The following is a 20,093-nucleotide window of genomic DNA, read 5'->3' as shown; positions in this document are numbered from 1 at the left end:
ATCCTGTCGCTCGCCCCCTTTCGCCTGCTCGCCTTCGCCGGGCGTTGCATCCATGCTTCGCCAACGCTCGCTTTGTATATTTATGCAACCCTTATGCAACAGAAAGGGGTTTTTGCAGGGGAATCAAGCTTAGCTTTTTTCTCCCTGTTCTCGGGGGAAGGGGGAGAGGATTTTGCAAGTGTCTAAGATTGGGATACCGAGAACCCTGGCCTATTTTATCTATTTTCCGCTATGGAAGACCTTTTTTGAGGAACTGGGCCATGAAGTAGTGCTTTCAGCAGCTACCAGTAAAGCCATTCTTGATCGAGGCGTCAAAGAAGCGGTAAACGATGCCTGCATCCCCATAAAACTATATCACGGACATGCCGCTGCTCTGGCGGGGAAGGCCGATTATATTTTCTGCCCGCGTCTGGTCAGTGTACGCAGCCATGGTGATTTTGGCACCGAAACTTTTTGCCCCAAGTTTCTGGGCCTGCCGGATATGCTTCGCCTGGCCATGGATGATCTGCCGGAAATCATAGATGTTAGAGTTGACCTGAAGAAGGGAAAAGACGAGCTCTGGCAGGTGTTCCTGGAAATAGGAAGCAAGCTGGGAAACAGTGGCGAAGAAATTAAAAGGGCCTTCACCAAAGCTAAAAAGGTACAAAGGGAATACCAGCGGTTACTTTACCAGGAGAAGCTTCCCCCGGAAGCCCTGGAGCTCATAGAGCAAAAGATCCCCGTTCCCAAGAAAGACAAGAGCGGCGGGAGCTATGATTTGCAGGTGGCGGTAGTAGGGTATCCTTATGTGCTTTATGATGCCTATATAAATGCAGGGCTGCTGGCTATACTGGAAAAAGAAAAGGTCAAGGTATATACTCAGGATATGATAAGTGACCGGGAGATGAACCGGCAGGCAAAAACCTTGCCCAAGAGCATGTTCTGGTATTTTTCCAACCGGGCGGTCTATGGAGCCTTGCATTTTATGCAGCGCCCGGAGATAGAAGGCGTTATTCACCTTACGGCTTTTGCCTGTGGGCCCGATTCCATGGTGGACCGGCTACTGGAAATAGAAAGCCGTCGGCGCGGAAACCGGCCTTATTTGTCTATTGCTGTAGATGAACACACCGGAGAAGCAGGAGTTAGAACCAGGCTGGAAGCTTTTGTAGACATGTTGCGTTACCGGAGGAATAGGAAATGAAAATAAGTTTTCCCCATATGGGTTATTCCTATATTGCTTTAAAATGGTTGGTGAACCATCTGGGTCACGAGTGTATCGTCCCTCCCGAGCCCAGCAAGAAAACGCTGGATTTGGGGGTGCGATATTCCCCGGAATTTGCCTGCATACCGTTTAAAATCTTGACGGGAACCTACCTGGAGGTGGCGGAAAAAGGAGCGGAAATTATACTGACATCCGGGGGCATGGGGCCTTGCCGGGCCGGTTATTACTGGGTGATGCACCAGTATCTCCTGGATGAAATCGGTAAAAAGGTGAAGGTAATTGCCTTTGAACCACCGCTTTGCAACTTGAGAGACTTCTGGCAGAAGTTGCACCGTTTGCGGGTGAGCGGAGGCTTATCGGTGAAAGCCTTTATTCAGGTTTTAAAAATCACCTGGGAGAAAATAAAAGCGATTGATGATATTGAGATGAAATCATACCATATTCGGCCCTATGAAGAGAAACGCGGGGAGACCACCCGGGCCTTATGGAAAGCCCTGGAATTTGTGGATGAAGCCAATAGAGAGGATGAGGTAGACGAGGCCCGGCAAGAAGGGCTGAATGTCTTGCAAGGTGTCCGGCGGGATGAGAGCCGCGACCCGCTAAAGATGGGAATCATCGGGGAAATATATGTAGTTCTGGAGCCGTCTGCCAACCATTACCTGCAGATTATGCTGGGCGAAATGGGGGTTTATAGTGATCGTTCTATTTACCTCAGTTCATACACCCGCAAGAATACCATAGTAAACCTGGAAGGGGATATTTTCCAGGTGGCCCGGCCCTATTTAAACGAAGCTCCTATTGGCGGGCATGGCGTTAACAGTATAGGGGAAACCATATTGTATGCGCGACATGGCTTCGATGGAGTGGTGCAGCTGGCCCCCTTTGCCTGTATTCCGGAAATAGTGGCCAAAAGTATTATACCTGCGGTAAGCCGGGATTTTGATATCCCTGTCTTAACCCTTTTTATTGACGAGCAAACGGGAAAGGCTGGAGTGCAGACCCGGCTGGAGGCTTTTGTGGACCTGATGGAAAAACGGCGGGAGCTCAAACGCCAAAGGGAGAGATGGGCAATATGAAGAAGGCTTATCTTGGAGTTGATGTGGGTTCGGTAAGCACCAATCTGGTAGTTATAGACGAGAACAAGCAGGTGGTGGCGGCGGAGTACTTGCGTACCAGCGGGCAGCCCATTGCCACCGTGCAGAAGGGGCTCTATTCCATAGGCCAGGAGGTTGCGACTCACTTTGAGATCGCCGGGGTAGGGACTACGGGTAGTGCTCGTTACCTTAGCAGTATAATAATAGGCGCTGATATTGTAAAAAATGAAATTACGGCCCACGCTATTGCTGCTTCCTCCATGGTCGGGGAGGTTAATACCATTATTGAAATCGGCGGACAGGATTCAAAAATAATTATCCTGCGCGATGGAGTGGTAACTGATTTTGCCATGAACACGGTCTGTGCAGCCGGAACCGGCTCATTTCTAGATCAGCAGGCCAGTCGCTTATCCATTCCGATAGAAGACTTTGGCAACCTGGCTCTAAAAGCAAAAAATCCGGTTCGAATAGCAGGACGTTGTGCTGTTTTTGCCGAATCAGATATGATACATAAGCAACAGCTAGGATATAATAATGAGGATATTATTGCTGGTCTATGCGAAGCCCTGGTCCGGAACTACATGAATAATGTAGGTAAAGGCAAGGAGATACTGGCACCGGTCTTATTTCAGGGAGGGGTTGCCGCCAACCAGGGACTGGTTGAGGCCTTTAACAAATACTTGGAAATAGAAGTCATTGTACCGCCATGGTATGATGTTATGGGAGCCATTGGAGCCGCCCTGCTGGCCCGGAGGGCGGTGGAGAAGAAGAAAAAGAGCAGTTTCAAAGGTTTTAATATCCAGGAAATTAATTTTAAAACCCGCAGTTTTGAATGCCAGGGTTGTTCAAACGCTTGCGAAGTGGTACAGTTTTTTGAGAATGATGATTTGATAGCCCGCTGGGGTGATCGCTGCGGTAAATGGGAACTGCAGGCAGTATAAAATCGAAATCAATTTTCGTGACTGGAGGACAGCCTGGTTATGATTACATAAGAAAAAAGAGGAGGTAGGAGTATGAGAGTGAGCAGAAAACTGGTGTTGTTGGTGCTGATGCTTTTTGCGCTGGGAGTTCTGGCGGGTTGCAGCAGCAAGCAGGAGGGCGGCGATAAAGCCGGAGGAGATAAAGCAGCCGTCGAAACCATTCCGGTAGGAATTAATGTGGAGCTTTCAGGTGACCTGGCCAGTTATGGCTCCAATTCCAGAAATGGTATGGTTCTGGCTATCGAAGAAATTAACCAGGCCGGGGGAGTGCTGGGGAAAGAATTGAAGGCCATTGAAAGAGATTGCCAATCCAAACCGGACGAAGCTATGAATAATAGCGCGGCCCTGGTGGGAGAAAAGGTTATAGCCCAGTTGGGTCCTCTGACCAGTGGAGCCGTGGCAGGCAGTACCCCGGTTATGATGCAGAATAAAACACCGCTTATTGCTCCAGCAGCAACCGCCGAAAATGTTACTGTAGAAGAAAAGACCGGCAAGACTTTAGATTATATTTTCCGGGTCTGTTACCTGGATGCCGACCAGGCCAAGCGTATGGCCGAATTTGCTTTAAACGATCTCAAGGTAAAGAATGCCGTTATCTTTGGCAGCACTTCTGATGATTATGCCAAAGGACTGGCCAAGTATTTCGAGGAAGCCTTCATAGCCGGCGGTGGAGAAATCGTGGCTAAAGAAGGTTATGTCAATGGGGACAAGGATTTTAAGGCTACCCTGACTAAACTGAGAAGTAAAAACCCGGAATTTATTTATGTGCCCGGCTACTACACCGAAGTGGCATTACTGATCAAACAGGCTCGTGATTTGGACATCAAGGTTCCCATCGGCGGCGGCGATGGCTGGGATTCACCAGATATGGTAAAGGTGGCAGGAGTAGAAGCCTTGAATAATACTTATTTTGCCAATCACTACTCAGTAGAGGACCCCTCACCGACGATCTCTTCATTTGTTAAGGCTTATGAGGCTAAATACAAAAAGCTTCCCGATTCATTTGCTGCTCTGGGTTATGATTCTGCCAAAATACTGGCTCAGGCCATAAATGATGCCGGCGAAGCTGACCCCGCCAAGGTAGCACAGGCTCTGGCCCAAATAAAGGACTTCCCGGGAATAACCGGTACCATGAGCATTAACGAAAAACATAACCCGGTTAAGAAAATAGTGGTAATCGAATATAAAGACGGCAAACTGGTATCACGCTAATAATATAAGCCCATGGTTAAAGGGAGGGGCAACCCTCTCTTTGGCCTATTATGTTTAGAAATGAGGCTAAAGTGCGGTGAGAGGAGAGTTGAGCTGTCCCAACACCATCTCTCATCAAGAAATTTCCATATTTAATTAATTGGCTTCTCATAGTTGAATAAAAGATAATAAAGCTATAGTTCTAGTTGGGAGTGGCAGTATTGCTGGAATTTTTGCAACAATTGATAAACGGCTTGTCTTTAGGGGCGATATATGCCCTGATTGCCTTGGGCTACACCATGGTTTACGGAATAATAATGCTGATAAACTTTGCTCACGGAGACATAATGATGGTGGGAGCCTATGTAGGGTTTTTTTCTATAGCAGTTCTGGGAAGCAATATTTTTGCAGCACTGATATTTGCTATGCTCAGCTGTGCTGCCCTGGGAGTGCTGATAGAAAAGATTGCCTATAAACCTCTAAGGAACTCCTCACGTATTGCGGCCCTTATCACCGCTATCGGGGTATCATTGTTTTTGGAGTATTTTACCCTTTTTCTTTTAACGCCCCAACAAAGGGTATTCCCCGAAGCCGCATTTCCCCTCCACAAGTATCAAATTGGGGGATTGTTGGTATCCAATAAGGATATTTTTATTTTTGTTCTGGCCGTTATTCTTATGATTGCCCTGCAGTATATTATTAAAAGAACCAGAACCGGCAAGGCTATGCGGGCGGTTTCGCTAGATCGTGAGGCCGCAATTTTGATGGGCATCAGTGTGGATAGAACTATTTCCATAACCTTTGCTATAGGTTCTTCCCTGGCCGCTGCCGCCGGTGTGATGATAGGAATTTACTATAACACCATTAACCCGCTGATGGGTATTATTCCCGGATTGAAAGCATTCGTAGCGGCTGTTTTGGGGGGAATTGGCATAATCCCCGGGGCCATGGTCGGGGGATTCCTCATGGGGATTCTGGAAACTATGGTCAGCGGTTATGGCAGTACACTCTACCGTGATGCGGTAGCCTTTGGCGTTTTAATATTGATTCTCCTGGTTAAACCCACCGGTTTGTTTGGCAAGGATACCGGGGAAAAAGTGTAGGTGAGAAGATGGAGAAAAAGCGATTTGTTCCACGAAGCTTTCTAATTGAAGTACTTGTTTTAGCAGGCATTTTTACCCTGGTGCAGTACCTGATAGTATCGGGCTTGTTAAATGAATACTACCAGATAAATTTATCCGCTATGTGTATAAATATAATTTTGGCGGTAAGCTTGAATTTGATTAACGGTTTTACCGGGCAATTATCCCTGGGACATGCCGGGTTTATGGCCGTGGGTGCTTATGCAGCGGTAGTAGTTACTACTATTTACAGCCAGTCCTTTATATTGGGCTTGCTAGCCGCCTGCCTGGCCGCAGGGCTGGCCGGGCTTATCATAGGGGTGCCCACCCTCAGGCTAAAGGGGGATTACCTGGCTATTGCCACTCTGGGTTTTGGGGAAATTATCCGAGTGATTTTGCAAAATATCGATTTCATTGGTGGTCCGGCCGGAATTTTGGGGATACCCCGTTACAGCACCTGGCCCTGGTTGTTTGGCCTTACCATCTTCACTATAGTAATTATAGCAAATCTTATTAATTCCAGTTATGGCCGGGCGATAATATCAGTGCGTGAAGATGAAGTGGCTTCCGAATTAATGGGCATTAACACCACCAATTATAAAGTACTGGCATTCGTTATTGGCGCTTTGTTTGCCGGGCTGGCCGGAGCGCTCTACGCCCACTATTTCTATATCATCAAGCCCTCAACTTTCAATTTCTTAAAGTCTTTTGACATCCTGGTCATAGTGGTTTTGGGCGGTCTGGGCAGTACAACCGGGGCGGTTATAGCCGCTATTTTCGTTACCATGCTTACCGCCGCCTTGCAGACTTTCCCGGCTATTCGCATGGTTCTTTACGCAGTTATTCTGGTTGTGGTTATGGTTTACCGGCCGCAGGGCTTGATGGGCAATAAGGAATGGGGCCGGCGGACCTTTGGCAGGATTTGGGGTGAGAAAAATGAGCCTCTTGCAAATAAATAATTTAAACAAATCCTTTGGCGGGCTCAGCGCGGTGCTGGATTTCAACTTCCACCTGGAAGATGGTGAACTGCTGGGTCTGATTGGACCCAATGGAGCTGGTAAAACTACCGTCTTTAATCTGATTACCGGGGTATATAAGCCGGATGAAGGTAATATTGTTTTTTCGGGACGAGATATCACTGGTTTAGCTCCCTATACTATTTGCCAGAAGGGAATCGCCCGTACCTTCCAAAATATCCGGCTTTTTAAAGATATCAGCGTTTTGGATAATGTCCGCATTGCTTTGCATAAAGATGCGCCCTATGGCCTGCTGAAAACTTTGCTTAGAACCCCGGGATTTTTCCGGGGCGAAATACAGATGGATAAACAGGCCCGCGAATATTTGCAGATATTCAGCCTGGAGGATAAAGCCGACGAAATAGCTTCCAGCCTGCCCTATGGAGAACAGAGAAGATTAGAAATTGCCCGGGCCCTGGCTACCAAACCAACCCTATTGATATTGGATGAGCCGGCTGCGGGAATGAATCCCAAGGAAACCCGGGAATTGATGGACTTGATACGCTGGATCAGAAAAGACTTTGGTCTTAGCATACTATTGATTGAACACGATATGTCTTTGGTCATGGGGGTCTGTGAACGCATCTATGTTTTGGACTATGGGCAGGTTATTGCTGAAGGCCTGCCAGAGGAAATAAGACGGAATAAACGGGTAATCGAAGCTTACCTGGGAGAGGAAGTCGGATAGCCGGTGCTTGAGGTTAAAGGAATCGATGTATATTATGGCGCTATACATGCCCTCAAAGGACTGTCCCTGGAAGTGGAAGAGGGCAGTATAGTAACCTTGATTGGAGCCAATGGAGCCGGGAAGACCACTACACTAAAAAGCATTTCCGGTTTGCTGCGGCCCAAGAACGGTGCAATTATGTTTAAAGGAAACGATATCAGCAAAGTTGCTCCGGAAAAAATTGTGGGACTGGGCATATCCCAGGTACCGGAGGGCCGAAGGGTTTTTTCCACTATGAGCGTTCTGGAGAATCTGGAAATGGGGGCCTACCTGCGCAAAGACAAGAAAGGAATTGAAAGCGACCTGGAGAATGTTTTTACCCGCTTTCCCCGTCTCAAGGAAAGGAGAAAACAAACGGCCGGAACCTTGAGCGGCGGCGAACAGCAGATGCTGGCTATCGGTCGGGCCTTGATGGCCCGACCCGAGTTGATGCTGATGGATGAGCCTTCCATGGGTTTGGCGCCTTTGCTGGTAAAAGAGATTTTTGAAATAATAAAGGACATCAATGCCCGAGGAACCACCATACTGCTGGTGGAGCAGAATGCCAATATGGCTCTCTCTATTGCCAACCGGGCCTATGTTATTGAAACCGGAGAAATAGTCCTGGAGGGAACGTCCGAACAGTTGATAAACAGTGAGGAAGTAAAGAAGGCTTACCTGGGGGGATAGGAAGACGGAAGACGGAATGGTCTTCTGGCATCGTAGATTAGAAGGGGATATTTCCTGCTACATCATACTATTTAAGCGCTATCTCAACTCATTTTTCATGGGTGCTTGTGACCTCGGGACTAAAAAGTTCTATTGCATGAAGGTGCTTTTTTGAAAATCTTAAGCGAGAAAAGAAGTTTTGCGGTGGAGTCATGCTTAAGATGACTATTGATTAACCTTTGTCTAACAGCCATATTATACGAGGAGGTAAGAATATGAAAGTAAAAGATCGCATGTCCGTGGAGGTTATAACGGTAGAAATGAATACCAGTCTTACTGAAGCCTTTCGGCTCATGAAAGAGAATAACATCCGGCGCTTACCGGTGGTGGACAAAGGCCGCCTGACCGGGATTATAACCCTGACCGATCTTAACCAGGCCGCGCCTTCCTCTGCTACCTCTTTAAGCATCCATGAACTGAATTACCTCCTGGCCAAGACTAAAATAAAAGATATATTGCCAAAAAAGCAAAAAGTCCTCACCATTGGGCCAGAAAACTATATCGAAACTGCGGCCAAAATAATGCGGGAGAATAAAGTTAGCGGCTTACCAGTTATGGAGCAGGATAAGCTGGTCGGCATAGTAACGGAAACCGACATTTTTGATGCTTTGATTGATATTTTGGGGGTAAATAGAGCTCACAGCCGTATAGATTGCTTTGTTAAGGATCCCCCCGGCAGCCTGGCGGAAGTAACCGGACTGATTGCGGAAAAGGGCATAAATATTTTGAATGCGGTGGTCTATTTTGACAATAAAAGCCAGCGCTACAAAATGATCCTTCGCATTGAAGAATTAAAATATGAACCTTTGCTGGAAGAGCTTCAAAAACGGGGATATGAAATTGAGTCAGTAATAGTAAGAGAAAGCGGTGAAGAATAGACCGAGCTTTAGCTCTCTCGGCAGACCTGCTGATAAGGAAATGGAAGCGAAGGAAACTTTCACCAGCGCTGATTTGACAAAAGATTCTCCAGGATATATACTCATCTACGCAGCACCATAGAGTGCTCTCTTGCCGGAGCAATCTCCGATGACTGCAGCACTTTTCTTTATTTATTATTTTAATCAAGGAAGCGGATCGGTCCTGGTGGGCCGCCTGGACTTCAAATCCAGTCTGCGCGGCGGTGATCCCGTCGTGGGTGAGTTCGATTCTCACACGCTTCCGCCAAATAAAGCCAGGTTTTACCGGCATTCCAGCCAATGGACAACGCAGCAATTAATCTCTACAAGTGGTACGCTGCCCCCGTGACAGGGCCGGATCTGATTAAGAGCCGAATGAGTATCAAGTTTGTGTTTGGACGCTATAACAAGTGCCGGATACCAACAAGTGCTTAACACTTCACCAAGAAGCCCGGTAATTTATTGCCGGGAGTATGTCACCCAGGAGCCATCAACCGTAATTATATCGGGGAAAAAACATAAAGACAGATCCTGAAAACTGAGATTATTCTTAAACGCTTTTGTTTTCATTACATATAACTGGGGGCCTCATGGCCCCCGTTATAATTGGGACTATCTTTGGGCTCCTCTGCGTTGTTTGAAAAGGGCATCTTTCTTGGCAAATTCTGCATGGGGATCTCTAGCAGGGATGCCTTCCAGCACGCTGGGGTCTGGCATTCTGTTCCCGGCAACATTTTTTGTTTTTTTAACCAAACTCTTCACCTCCCAAAAAAGTCCTTCACTATATTTTGCCCGGGTGAATCATTTTGTCATCGACCATTTTTTGTCAGGTGAAGAAATAGATCGAAGGCCACTGTGGCTAAAAACATTTGTAACGAGGTGAAATATGTTCCCCGCTTCTTTAAACGGCTGGGTTCCTATTAACAAAACAGGGCGGGGTCTAATCCCCCACCTCGTTGCAGCGGTGTGTTGAAACTGCTCCGCAATTTCTTCCGATGCTTAAAATTTATTTGTGGTAGTGATATCCTGAACATTGTTGATCGCGAAGGAAGGGGGTATAAAACCCTAAAGATAGGGGTTTTATACCCCTGATAAATCTAAAAACTTATCTTACTACATGAAACCATAATGTGCTTTCCGACAGTTCATCCTCACGAGGATATACATTGAGGGAATAGTTAAACGCTGAAGTTAATTTTCGCCAAAGGGGTTTCCTGCTGCTTTATCTCCAAAAGGTTCCAGTACGCGAATAGTATCACGGATACGGGATTTCTCAGCAAAATTTAAAAGGCGTTTCTGCAAAACGGGGGTAATCTCCTGGCCTTGAGGAAGTAGAACCAGCCCTTTAGCATCCTGCAGATCATTTAGCAATACCATACCTACTTCAATATCCTTGATTCTTACCAGGCGGCCATCAGCATCTTCTTTCGACCATTCCTTGAGGTTCTGGACTTCAAGAGTTAAAGCAGAGAGAACATCGGGGTCATAATACTCCGCATTATTTTGCAGGTACTCCAGGGCATAAGTGGCCGACCAGCTTTTTCTAATCAGCGCATTAAAGTCCAGGACCACCTTGAGAATACGCCCGAGCAGAGGTATCTCCTTCTCGGCGAGACCAGAATAGGGATCCTGGCTGTGGTAGTTTTTCATCTGATAAGCAATAGCCTCAGCCACATTCTCCAGACGCGGGATGTTGGCCAATAGATCTTTGGCCGTAGCAGGATGGGACTGGTACATTTTATATTCATCGGGTGATAAGTACTCTCCGGAATCTTGTTTTTGCAGGATATACTCGGGAATAGTAATAAGACCGATAGGCGATAGCATTAAGGCCAAATCTATTTCCCAGGGCTTTTCCACCTTAAGGCGCAGAGCGATTCTTTTGGCCAGATTACGCAGGCGGGAGAGCTGATTGAATTCCTGGGGCTTGGATATTGACAATATATCAATGAGCAGTTTTATGCTTCCTTTCAAGGTCTGTTCCAGCAGTTCGCGCTCAGAGCATATAAGCCGGTATTGTTCCAGGGCGGCGGCTATGGCATAAAGGAAATCCTTAATCGGGCAGGGCTTGGTCAGAAAGCGGAAGATATTGCCCTGGTTAACGGCATTTATGGCCATATCTATATCGGCAAAGCCGGTTAACATGATCCTTACCGTATCGGGTGCTATTTCTTTGACTATTTCTAAAAAGGCAATGCCATCCACACCGGGCATCTTGTAGTCAGATATGACCACGGCTACGGGGCCGTGCTTTTGCAAAACCCTCAGACCGTTTTCAGCATTGTTGGCGGTAAATAGCTCCAAGCGCAAGCCCAATTGCCTTCTATAGGATGCCAGGATGTTTTCATCATCATCAACCAGCAATATCTTTTTGTTCATCAGCTTAACCCCCTAAACCTCATATCGAACCCTCAATGGGCAATCTAATATAAAAAGTGGTGCCCTGGCCAACTTCGGATTCCAGCTCAATCGACCCATTATGCTTGTTTACAATGATATCATGGGAGATGGCCAGGCCCTGACCAGTGCCTTTGCCGACCTCTTTGGTGGTGAAAAAGGGATCAAATATTTTATTAGTTATAGCAGCGGGAATGCCCATACCATTATCAGAAATTAGTATTTCTACATAAGATTCATTCTTCTGGCTGCTAATTGTAATTTTCCCCTTGAGGTAAAGACCCTTTTCAATGGCATCCTGTATGCTGTGCGAGGCGTTAACAATCATATTCAACAGTACCTGGTTAATCTGATTAACCACCATTCTAATCGCAGGAAGACCGTTATCCAGATTCAACTCCAGATCCGCCAGGTGTTTCCATTCATTTTTAGCAATAGAAACCGTTCCCATTATGGCATTGTTAATATTGGTTATTTGTTTTTCACCGGAACCGGGGTGAGCAAAATTCCTTAGAGCGGTCACTATATCAGAGACACCTATTACCCCTTCGAGGGATTGTTGAATAGCCTGGGGAATCTCCTTTTGCAGGAAATCAAGTTCCCTTTGAGATTTTTCTAAGTGTTTTACTAAATCCAGGATGGATGACGCTATATCTTCGGAACTGGCGAGTGCTTTGACTTGATCTAATATGGAGAAAATATTGGCAAAAGCCTCGTTTAAAAAGGACAGGTTATCCCCGATATACTGCATGGGGTTGTTAATCTCATGGGCAATACCGGCAGCCAGCTGTCCGATAGACTCCAGTTTTTGAGAAAGGGCCAACTGGGACTCGGCTTTGCGTAATTCGGTAACATCCCTAAAAACAAAAACCATACCATGGTCATTTCCGTTTTCCCCCTGGATATGGGTAACTGTAGTAGACAAAAGGCTAATTTGTCCCAGGTTGTTTATGATGCGAATATCCACCGGCTGCTGTTTCTGGTTGCGAGTCAGGAAGAGGCTGCGGTTTAAATGGTTATAGCCTTCAATCAGGGGCACCACTTCCAACAAGCTTTTACCCTGGGCATATTCATTCTTCCACTCGAAAAAGCGTTCTGCTTCTGTGTTAATAAAGGTGATAACTCCGTTATTATCCGTGGTAATTACCCCATGACTGATACTACCAAGGATCTGCGCCAGCCGCTCTTTTCCCGCTGCCAGAGCTTTTTCCACTTGCCGGCGTTTGGTGATGTTCCTGATGGATTCAATTGCTCCCATCAGCTCACCGTTTTGGTCGTATAAGAGCGCAGCCCTGGCCCAGAGATATAGGTCTTCCTGGCCTTTAATGTGAATGATATTCTCACATACCATAGCGTCATTTTCCTGGCCAAGGACTAGGTATTTGTGGGAGATATTCATTTCAGGTTTTAATACATAATCGATAAGCAGGGGACGCCTTGTCCCATAAAAAGGAAGGCTATACTCGTAATTGCTTTTACCAAGCATTTGTGCAGCTGTAATCCCCGTCATTTTTGCCAGGGCGCGGTTCCAGGCTATGATTTTTTGATTGATATCAATAACCAATACCGCATCGGGAAGAGAGTCAAATATTGAAGCCAGTAATTTTTCGGACAATTCGGATAATATTAAAGAAGGTTTTTTAATATCTTCTGGAGATTTGCTGAAAACCAACACCTCCCCTGGTTGAATTACCCGGTACCGCATGCAGCTCATGGTTATGCTTCTCGAATAGGCAGAAAATTTGCTAATTTAAATCTAATCAAAAGTGTTTGGTTTGTCAATACAATTTGGGACTTATGTCCGGAATTAATGCAAAAAACAGGCAATATTGCGGGGTGAGAGGAAGGGGTTAGGGGGAAAGCAGACGTTTTTTCCCCAGGTAGCGACCAGCGACCAGGAGGAGGAGAATCAGACCTAGCACCAAGAGGGTCAGGCGAATATCCTTGACCTGGAACAGGCATAGCCCCAGGCCGGTATAAAGCAAGGCGGTGGGAAGCTTGCCGATGGCGGAGGAAAAGAAGAAGGTCCAAAAAGGAACCCCGGCCAGGGCGGCAGCGGCATTAATTATCGGAGTGGGAACCACCGGCAACACCCGGGCAATTATAATACTCCAGAAGGCCAGGCGGGTATCTATTTCCCGGATATCATAGGAAAAGCGGTGCTGTATGGTTTTAATTACCCAGTCTGAGCCGGCCAGGCGGCAAATCCAGTAGGCCAGGCAGGCACCGGCCAAAGCGCCGGACCAGGCCAGGAAAAAGCCCAGCTTAAAACCAAACAAAAGGCCCCCTGCTGCTGCCAAAAGCACATAGGGAAAAACCGGGAATACCGCTTGAACAATAAACAGAGCAGAAGCCACTGCGGGGGCCAGCAGGCCATAAGATTTAAGATAAGCGCTGATGCCGTTAATACTTCCCAGAACTTGAAGGTCCATTAGATTTCATCATCTCTTTTTCAATCAAACTATGACTCCGCTGCAAAACACCTTATCTTGCCAAAGGGCTGCATAAATATAACAAGCGAGTGTTGGCCAAGCATTAATGCAATACCGGGCAAGGACAAATTATCATCTCCAAGCAGTAGGCTTATCCCTAAAGCGCATCGCTCATCTATGTATAAAATCCTCGTCAATTAAAAAATAACGGGAAGCAGAGACGATGTCAAGAAAAACGGGGAAGCAATACCGGGAAAATATCCCAATTTACCCAGAAAGCAATACGACAATTATGGAATTGACGGAAGGTATTCGGGGGATAGCTTGCAGTATTCACCCTGGGTGGTATATTCTAGAATTGGACAGAGATTTTATTGTAAAGTATTAAATATTATTTTGCTTGTATAAATATATTATAATATATATCAGAAGGACCGTCCCCATGATATATTTTCCCGAAAAAGAGTTTTTATGAGAAGCGGTATTTTATTATGCAGCTTAACCTGCTGGATTATTTCTTTATTGCTATTTTAATACTTAGTGCCTGGGCTGGATATCGTCAGGGGTTGATGGATGCGATAGGGGGGCTTCTGGGTACATTGGGTGGCTTGGTAGTGGCAATTCTTTACCGAGAAGAGCTGGCCTTTTACCTGGACCAACACTACGGATTAATTGGTATCCTGGGTGATTTTTTGGCGGCACGAATGCCCGCCCTGGCCTGGTCTCCCGAATGGGGATCAGTGATGAAGGGCTTGGGATTGCCACAGGTCTTGGTTGATCCTACTGCTTTTCTGGCCCAACTATTGCTCTTGGCAGCATCTTTTTTCCTGATATTGCTTGTCGTCAGCGTTATAATAAAAATTGTATTTGGAGCAATGAACGCTTTACTTGCTTATGGTGGTCTGGACGGGGTCAACCGCTGGCTGGGCTTGCTGCTTGTTATGCTTAAAAACATTATAATAATGACGCTGCTGATAGGCTTGCTTTATCCGGCCATCAACCTGGCCGCCCGGATGGGTTCGAGCTGGGCCGTTAGTATATCCCGGAGTTTTGCTATGTCTTGGCTGGCACCCTGGTTCCTGGAGATGTTTTCCTACGGCAAGGTTTTACTGGGAATATAACGAGGTGAAATATGCCCCCCGCATCTTTAAGCGGCTGGTTTCCTATTAGCAAAGCAATCGGCGGTTAATAATCTCCCGCCTCGTTGCAGCGCTGTGTTGAAACTGCTCCGCAGTTTCTTCCGATGCTATAAAGTATAGAGAGTGTGGATGCGGCGAAAGCTAAAGGGTAAGAACATAGGGCTTGTATAAATATAATGAGCGATCTTGGCGAAGTATGGTGCAATACCCGCAAAAATTATTACCATAGAAAGTATTGAGCCAATCAGAAAAAAGGAGGAAAAAATTTGAGCGAACAGAAGGAAAATGTAAAAAAGAATGCTTGGTTACGAATAAAACCGGCGGATTTACCGGCGGTTCACGATTTTAACCGGGATTACCGGGATTTTCTCAATCAAGTAAAAACGGAGAGAGAGGCGGTTGCTTACATAAAGCAGGCGGCCCAGGGGCATGGTTTTATTGACCTGGATGGTGTTGCTTCTCTTGAGCCCGGGCAAAAGCTATTTTTCCAGCAAAAAGGAAAAGTTTGTGCTCTTATTGTTATTGGCCAAGAGGCGATCGAGAAAGGGGTTAACATGGTGGTGTCCCATATCGACTCCCCCCGCCTGGATCTAAAAGCCAATCCTCTTTATGAAGCAGATGGTCTGGCCCTGTTCAAAACCCATTATTACGGAGGGATAAAAAAATACCAGTGGTTGGCTATCCCTCTGGCTTTACACGGTGTGGTAATTAAAAAGGATGGACAAGCGGTGAGTGTTGCCATTGGCGAAGAAAATGACGATTTTGTTTTGAGCATTGCGGATCTCTTGCCTCATTTGGCTAAAGAGCAGATGGAAAAAAAGATGTCCGAAGCGATTCCAGCGGAGAACCTGAACCTCTTGGTAGGTAGTCAACCTCGTGGAGATACTGCAGATAACCCTATTAAGAAACAAGTCTTGCAGATTCTACAAGAAAAATATGCCATAGAAGAAGAGGATTTTAGCAGTGCAGAACTGCAGGCAGTTCCCGCTTTCCAGGCCCGGGATATTGGCTTTGACCGCAGTATGGTCGGAGCCTATGGGCAGGATGACCGGGTTTGTGCCTATACTTCATTAAGGGCCGCGCTGGAGCTGGAAGCACCCGAGAGAACAGCGATCTGCCTCTTTGTGGACAAGGAGGAAATTGGAAGCAACGGCAATACCGGACTGCAATCACTTATCATAGAAAATCTCATGGCTGAATTAATGAGTAAAGCCGGGTACAACAATTATTTGGCCCTGCGTAAGAGCCTGGCCAATTCTTGTGCCCTGTCAGCCGATGTAAATGCGGCGGTTGACCCCAATTATCCCGAAGTATTCGAGAAGATGAATTGTAGTTTTCTTTCGCGGGGAGTAGTGTTAACCAAGTATACCGGCTCCCGGGGGAAAAGTAATTCCAACGATGCTAATCCCGAGTTTTTAGCCCGGATCCGGCGGCTTTTTGATGATAATGAAGTATTCTGGCAGGTAGGCGAATTAGGGAAAGTGGACATAGGAGGAGGAGGAACCGTAGCCCATTACATGGCGCGTTATGGTATGGAAGTGGTAGATCTGGGGGTGGCCTTGCTGGGCATGCACTCACCTTTTGAGGTTTCCAGCAAAGTGGATGTATTTTTAGCCTACAAAGCCTATCGGGTTTTTATGCAGAGCTTTACCAATTAGTAATGAGGCAGGATGAATAATTGACTCTACTGCAAAAGCCCCTTTTGGTGCAGAAAGGTTGCATAAATATACAAAGCGCTGGCGGAACATGGATGCAGCACCCTGCACCCTTCGGGTACGCCTGATGTACCTTACGTATACCATCAAGGTTGCACCCGGCAAAGGTAAGCAGGCGAAAAGGGGAAGGGGGGAAATAGATGAAGCAGACCAGGCTAACAGAGATGGTAAGGGCGGCCGGTTGAGCAGCCAAGATAGGGCCGGAGGCCCTGGAGTCTATTCTCAAGGATTTTCCTTTACCGGTACATCCTGATCTCTTGATAGGAATTGAGAGCAGGGATGATGCGGCTGTTTTAAAACTGGACGAGGAAAAGGCCTTGATTCAGACCATTGATTTTTTTACGCCTATGGTAGATGACCCCTTCATCTTTGGGCAGATAGCCGCAACTAACGCCCTGAATGATATATATGCTATGGGGGGTACCCCCATTCTGGCTTTAAATGTAGTATGTTTTCCCGAATGTGCGGATTTGCAAGTTCTCCGGAGCATACTGGATGGAGGCCTTAGTAAAGTATTGGAAGCAGGAGCTTTGCTGGTGGGGGGGCATACGGTGGATGACAACGAACCTAAATATGGTTTGGCGGTATCCGGTTTGGTACATCCCCAGAAAATTATAGCTAACAACGGGGCCCAACCGGGAGACCTCTTATTTTTGACCAAACCCCTGGGAAATGGCGTGATTGCTACCAGCATCAAAGCGGAGATGGCCTCAGGTGAAGCATACAAAGAAGCGATAAAATGGATGTCCATGCTGAACCGGGAAGGCAGCCAGGCCATGATAGAAGTAGGGGTAAATGCAGCCACGGATATTACCGGGTTTGGGCTGATGGGACACCTCTATGAAATGGCCTGGGGCAGCGATGTTCAAGTGGAAGTTTTCGCCGAGCAAATTCCATTTATGGAAGGAACCCTGGAATATGCCGGTCTGGGACTGATACCAGGCGGTGCCTATAACAACCGGGATTATCTGAAAGATAAAGTGGAGTATACGGGGGATATTGATCCTTTGATTCGCGATTTGCTTTTTTCACCAGAGACTGCCGGAGGCCTGTTGATAGCAGTTGCGGAGAAAAAGGCGGGTGAACTCTTGAGGAGCATGGAAAAAAGGGACTCCTGCTGTTATCTTATAGGAAGGGTACAGGAAGAGCATTTTAGCCCCATTAAAGTACGGGACAGAGGTACAGGTTCCTTATCCCTCTCCGTAAGATGCAGGGAGTAAGAAGCAATTAAACTTTGACTCCACAGCACAAGCCCCTTTTTTTGCAGAAGGGTTGTATAAATATAATGCGAGCGTGGGAGAAGCATGGATACAACACCTAAGCGAAGGCTAGCAGGCGAAAGGCGGCGAGCGACAGGACCGAGTACGCTTTACCCTTCACTCTACGGGTACTCCTGATGCTCCCAATGGTTGCTATTTAAGTTGGCTGAGCGAATATATTTAGGACCTTTTGCAGTGACATCAACTTTTCGGGGTGCTTGTACCCGACAATGGGCTGCTTTTTGTAGAACTTGCCATTAGAGGAGGGGGAGCAGTGGAAAGAAAGAGCTTTGGCCTGGGGGATATTGTCCGTATGAAAAAACAACATCCCTGTGGCAGCTACAACTGGGAGGTTACCCGTATGGGGGCAGACATAAAAATCAAATGCCAGGGCTGTGGCCGGATAGTAATGCTGCCCCGGCTTCAGTTTGAAAAACGCATGATCCGGGTGGAAAAAGAGGCTCACTAACACTTTCTTCCTTATGGGCATATAATAAACTACATAATCTGCCTTTAAAGGAGGTGAAGCCAGGTGGATGCAAAAAATCCTGGCAACCAGGGCTTCACAGCGGGTGATTTGGTAACGGTAAAAAGCATGCCCCAGCACGAACGCTTCTGTATCATTGGTTTTAAGGAAAGCGCTACCGGGGAGAGAATGGCTGTTTTGAAGGCATTATTTAACGATACCTATATTATTGAGAAACCCCTGTCCTTGCTGCAAACCCTGTTAATTAAAGGAGTGCTTTGATCTTCTTGCGGTGGATAAATCTGAAAACTTTACGGCAATTCCCGCCAAAAAAAAGGATAATAAAACTGCTTTGCCGTCAGGTTTTCATAAGGTGACCGGGCTTTCTTAAGCGCTGCTATTGGCCAGGGGAAAGACCCGGCAATTTCTTTTTTTTGCCCGGTTTTTTTCCTTGCAACAAATTTACAATACTGGTATAATCAATTGAAGTCCCTGCCCCAGGTAAAATGGGGCCGAAATCCATACCCATGGATTAGTCCGCAGGGAGGAGGTGTAACGATGCGCACATACGAAATGATGTTTGTCCTCAGACCCGATCTGGAAGAAGAACAAGTTCTGGAAACCAAAGAAAGACTGCAGAAGATCATTGCCGATTTTGGCGGTGAGTTCATCAATGCGGCAGACGGGTGGGGTAAAAAACGACTTGCCTATGCCATTGACGACTATGTAGAAGGTATTTATAGCCTGTGGTATTTTAAAGGCAAGCCGGAAACTGTCGATGAATTGGACAGGATTATCAAAATATCGGAGAACTTTTTGCGCCACATCATTATTCGCCAAGACGAAAAATAAAATTGGATGAGCAATATATAATTAGGGGACAGGGGGAAAAGCCATGCTTAATCGGGTTATCTTGATTGGTCGATTGACCAAAGACCCGGAACTTCGCTATATTCAGAACGGTACTGCCGTAGCCACTTTTACATTGGCGGTTGGCCGCAAATTCAAACGGGAGGAAACTGACTTTATTCCTATCGTGGTTTGGGCCAAGCAGGCAGAAAACTGTGCCAACTACCTAAATAAGGGCAGTCTGGTAGCGATTGATGGACGGATACAGGTTAGAAGCTATGACAATCAAGAAGGTCAAAGAAGATGGGTGACCGAAGCAGTGGCAGAAGATGTCAGGTTTATAGGGAAACCGGCAGCGAGCAGAGGCTCAACCCCTGACTATGCTGATAAAACCAGCAAAAAAGAAATTGATGATAACTGGAGCGATTTGGGGCGAGAAGTAACCATGGATAACATCGATCTGGTTGACCAGCACGAAGATGAGGATATACCTTTCTAGTCAGAGGAGGAAATTTGATTGAAAAAGGATCGACGTAAAAAAAGACGGCAGTGTAATTGGTGTGCCGATAAAATTGAAGTAGTTGACTACAAGGAGATTCCCAGGCTCCGCCGCTATATTACAGAAAGAGGAAAGATTCTACCCCGTAGAATAACCGGCAACTGTGCTCATCATCAGAGACAGTTGACGGTAGCTATAAAGAGAGCGCGGATTATGGCTCTTCTTCCCTATACTTCTGAATAAGCAAAGAGAAAACGCCCTCGCTGGAGGGCTTTTTCTTTTAGTTCGCCTTGCATGGGCATAGTCTAACGGGTGAAAGTCCCTAACACGCCCTGATAGTGGGAAGTGTACAGCCAAAGACAAGGGTGTCCTCGGCGACGAGGAATCTGAAGGAAGTCGGCGG

21 protein-coding genes and 1 tRNA gene are annotated in these 20,093 nt (G+C 46.6%); 18 read left to right on the top strand and 4 right to left on the bottom strand.

Translation table 11 applies throughout. The annotated features are described in order from the left end of the window. Positions 1–178: 178 nt before the first annotated feature. The 10 genes from PHP87_RS04305 to PHP87_RS04260 all read left to right on the top strand — a co-directional run bounded on the left by PHP87_RS04305 (position 179) and on the right by PHP87_RS04260 (position 9,202). A complete protein-coding gene (locus tag PHP87_RS04305) occupies positions 179–1,180 on the top strand; it encodes an acyl-CoA dehydratase activase-related protein (protein ID WP_299918822.1) in 1,002 nt (333 codons plus the stop codon). Further along, entirely contained in the window at positions 1,177–2,277 is a 1,101-nt protein-coding gene (locus PHP87_RS04300; protein WP_299918819.1) for an acyl-CoA dehydratase activase-related protein, read from the top strand. Before PHP87_RS04305 ends, PHP87_RS04300 begins: the two co-directional genes overlap by 4 nt. Further along, entirely contained in the window at positions 2,274–3,236 is a 963-nt protein-coding gene (locus PHP87_RS04295; RefSeq protein ID WP_299918816.1) for an acyl-CoA dehydratase activase, read from the top strand. The genes PHP87_RS04300 and PHP87_RS04295 overlap by 4 nt, the downstream gene beginning before the upstream one ends. A gap of 72 nt (positions 3,237–3,308) precedes the next feature. Next, positions 3,309–4,487 (top strand): ABC transporter substrate-binding protein, encoded by a 1,179-nt coding sequence (locus PHP87_RS04290; RefSeq protein ID WP_299918813.1) that lies wholly within the window; start codon positions 3,309–3,311, stop codon positions 4,485–4,487. A 200-nt stretch (positions 4,488–4,687) separates the two neighbouring features. Beyond that, positions 4,688–5,569 carry a branched-chain amino acid ABC transporter permease gene (locus PHP87_RS04285; protein WP_299918811.1) on the top strand — a complete coding sequence of 294 codons (882 nt, stop codon included), beginning with the start codon at positions 4,688–4,690 and terminating at the stop codon, positions 5,567–5,569. A gap of 8 nt (positions 5,570–5,577) precedes the next feature. Continuing rightward, positions 5,578–6,546, top strand: coding sequence for a branched-chain amino acid ABC transporter permease (locus tag PHP87_RS04280; protein ID WP_299918804.1), 969 nt, complete (start codon positions 5,578–5,580; stop codon positions 6,544–6,546). Then, positions 6,524–7,291, top strand: a complete 768-nt coding sequence (locus PHP87_RS04275) for an ABC transporter ATP-binding protein (RefSeq protein WP_299918859.1) — start codon at positions 6,524–6,526, stop codon at positions 7,289–7,291. Before PHP87_RS04280 ends, PHP87_RS04275 begins: the two co-directional genes overlap by 23 nt. Positions 7,292–7,294: 3 nt before the next feature. Beyond that, the gene (locus tag PHP87_RS04270; protein ID WP_299918802.1) at positions 7,295–7,999 is read left to right on the top strand and encodes an ABC transporter ATP-binding protein; all 705 of its coding nucleotides are present in this window, start codon (positions 7,295–7,297) and stop codon (positions 7,997–7,999) included. A 254-nt stretch (positions 8,000–8,253) separates the two neighbouring features. After that, positions 8,254–8,916 carry a CBS and ACT domain-containing protein gene (locus PHP87_RS04265; protein ID WP_299918800.1) on the top strand — a complete coding sequence of 221 codons (663 nt, stop codon included), beginning with the start codon at positions 8,254–8,256 and terminating at the stop codon, positions 8,914–8,916. A gap of 187 nt (positions 8,917–9,103) precedes the next feature. Next, positions 9,104–9,202 (top strand) — tRNA-Sec (locus PHP87_RS04260). Between the two features lie 344 nt (positions 9,203–9,546). Here the strand turns inward: PHP87_RS04260 and PHP87_RS04255 are convergent. From PHP87_RS04255 to PHP87_RS04240, 4 genes are all read right to left on the bottom strand, one after another. Then, entirely contained in the window at positions 9,547–9,687 is a 141-nt protein-coding gene (locus tag PHP87_RS04255; protein ID WP_299918799.1) for a hypothetical protein, read from the bottom strand. Between the two features lie 438 nt (positions 9,688–10,125). Then, positions 10,126–11,313: an HD domain-containing phosphohydrolase gene (locus PHP87_RS04250; protein ID WP_299918797.1), complete on the bottom strand. Its 1,188-nt coding sequence runs from the start codon at positions 11,311–11,313 to the stop codon at positions 10,126–10,128. Positions 11,314–11,332: 19 nt separating this feature from the next. After that, entirely contained in the window at positions 11,333–13,045 is a 1,713-nt protein-coding gene (locus tag PHP87_RS04245) for a PAS domain S-box protein (protein ID WP_299918795.1), read from the bottom strand. 136 nt (positions 13,046–13,181) lie between these two features. Continuing rightward, the gene (locus tag PHP87_RS04240; RefSeq protein WP_299918792.1) at positions 13,182–13,763 is read right to left on the bottom strand and encodes a TVP38/TMEM64 family protein; all 582 of its coding nucleotides are present in this window, start codon (positions 13,761–13,763) and stop codon (positions 13,182–13,184) included. A 491-nt stretch (positions 13,764–14,254) separates the two neighbouring features. Here PHP87_RS04240 and PHP87_RS04235 point away from each other — a divergent pair, with 491 nt between their 5' ends. From PHP87_RS04235 to rpsR, 8 genes are all read left to right on the top strand, one after another. Next, on the top strand, positions 14,255–14,884 hold the full coding sequence (locus tag PHP87_RS04235) for a CvpA family protein (protein WP_299918789.1): 630 nt from the start codon (positions 14,255–14,257) through the stop codon (positions 14,882–14,884). 284 nt (positions 14,885–15,168) lie between these two features. Further along, complete coding sequence (locus PHP87_RS04230) at positions 15,169–16,560, top strand: aminopeptidase (RefSeq protein WP_299918786.1); 1,392 nt, start codon at positions 15,169–15,171, stop codon at positions 16,558–16,560. 197 nt (positions 16,561–16,757) lie between these two features. Further along, the gene (gene selD / locus PHP87_RS04225; protein WP_299918783.1) at positions 16,758–17,837 is read left to right on the top strand and encodes a selenide, water dikinase SelD; all 1,080 of its coding nucleotides are present in this window, start codon (positions 16,758–16,760) and stop codon (positions 17,835–17,837) included. Between the two features lie 313 nt (positions 17,838–18,150). After that, entirely contained in the window at positions 18,151–18,345 is a 195-nt protein-coding gene (locus PHP87_RS04220) for a DUF951 domain-containing protein (protein ID WP_299918780.1), read from the top strand. A 63-nt stretch (positions 18,346–18,408) separates the two neighbouring features. Continuing rightward, on the top strand, positions 18,409–18,624 hold the full coding sequence (locus tag PHP87_RS04215) for a hypothetical protein (protein WP_299918778.1): 216 nt from the start codon (positions 18,409–18,411) through the stop codon (positions 18,622–18,624). Positions 18,625–18,900: 276 nt separating this feature from the next. After that, entirely contained in the window at positions 18,901–19,194 is a 294-nt protein-coding gene (rpsF, locus tag PHP87_RS04210; protein ID WP_011641908.1) for a 30S ribosomal protein S6, read from the top strand. Positions 19,195–19,237: 43 nt separating this feature from the next. Next, on the top strand, positions 19,238–19,690 hold the full coding sequence (gene ssb / locus PHP87_RS04205; protein ID WP_299918776.1) for a single-stranded DNA-binding protein: 453 nt from the start codon (positions 19,238–19,240) through the stop codon (positions 19,688–19,690). Between the two features lie 18 nt (positions 19,691–19,708). Further along, complete coding sequence (gene rpsR, locus PHP87_RS04200; RefSeq protein ID WP_011641906.1) at positions 19,709–19,933, top strand: 30S ribosomal protein S18; 225 nt, start codon at positions 19,709–19,711, stop codon at positions 19,931–19,933. Positions 19,934–20,093 lie beyond the last annotated feature (160 nt).

Origin of the sequence: Syntrophomonas sp., assembly GCF_028707975.1 — a bacterium.
Taxonomy (GTDB): domain Bacteria; phylum Bacillota; class Syntrophomonadia; order Syntrophomonadales; family Syntrophomonadaceae; genus Syntrophomonas.
This window is presented reverse-complemented; position numbering and strand designations above follow the sequence as displayed.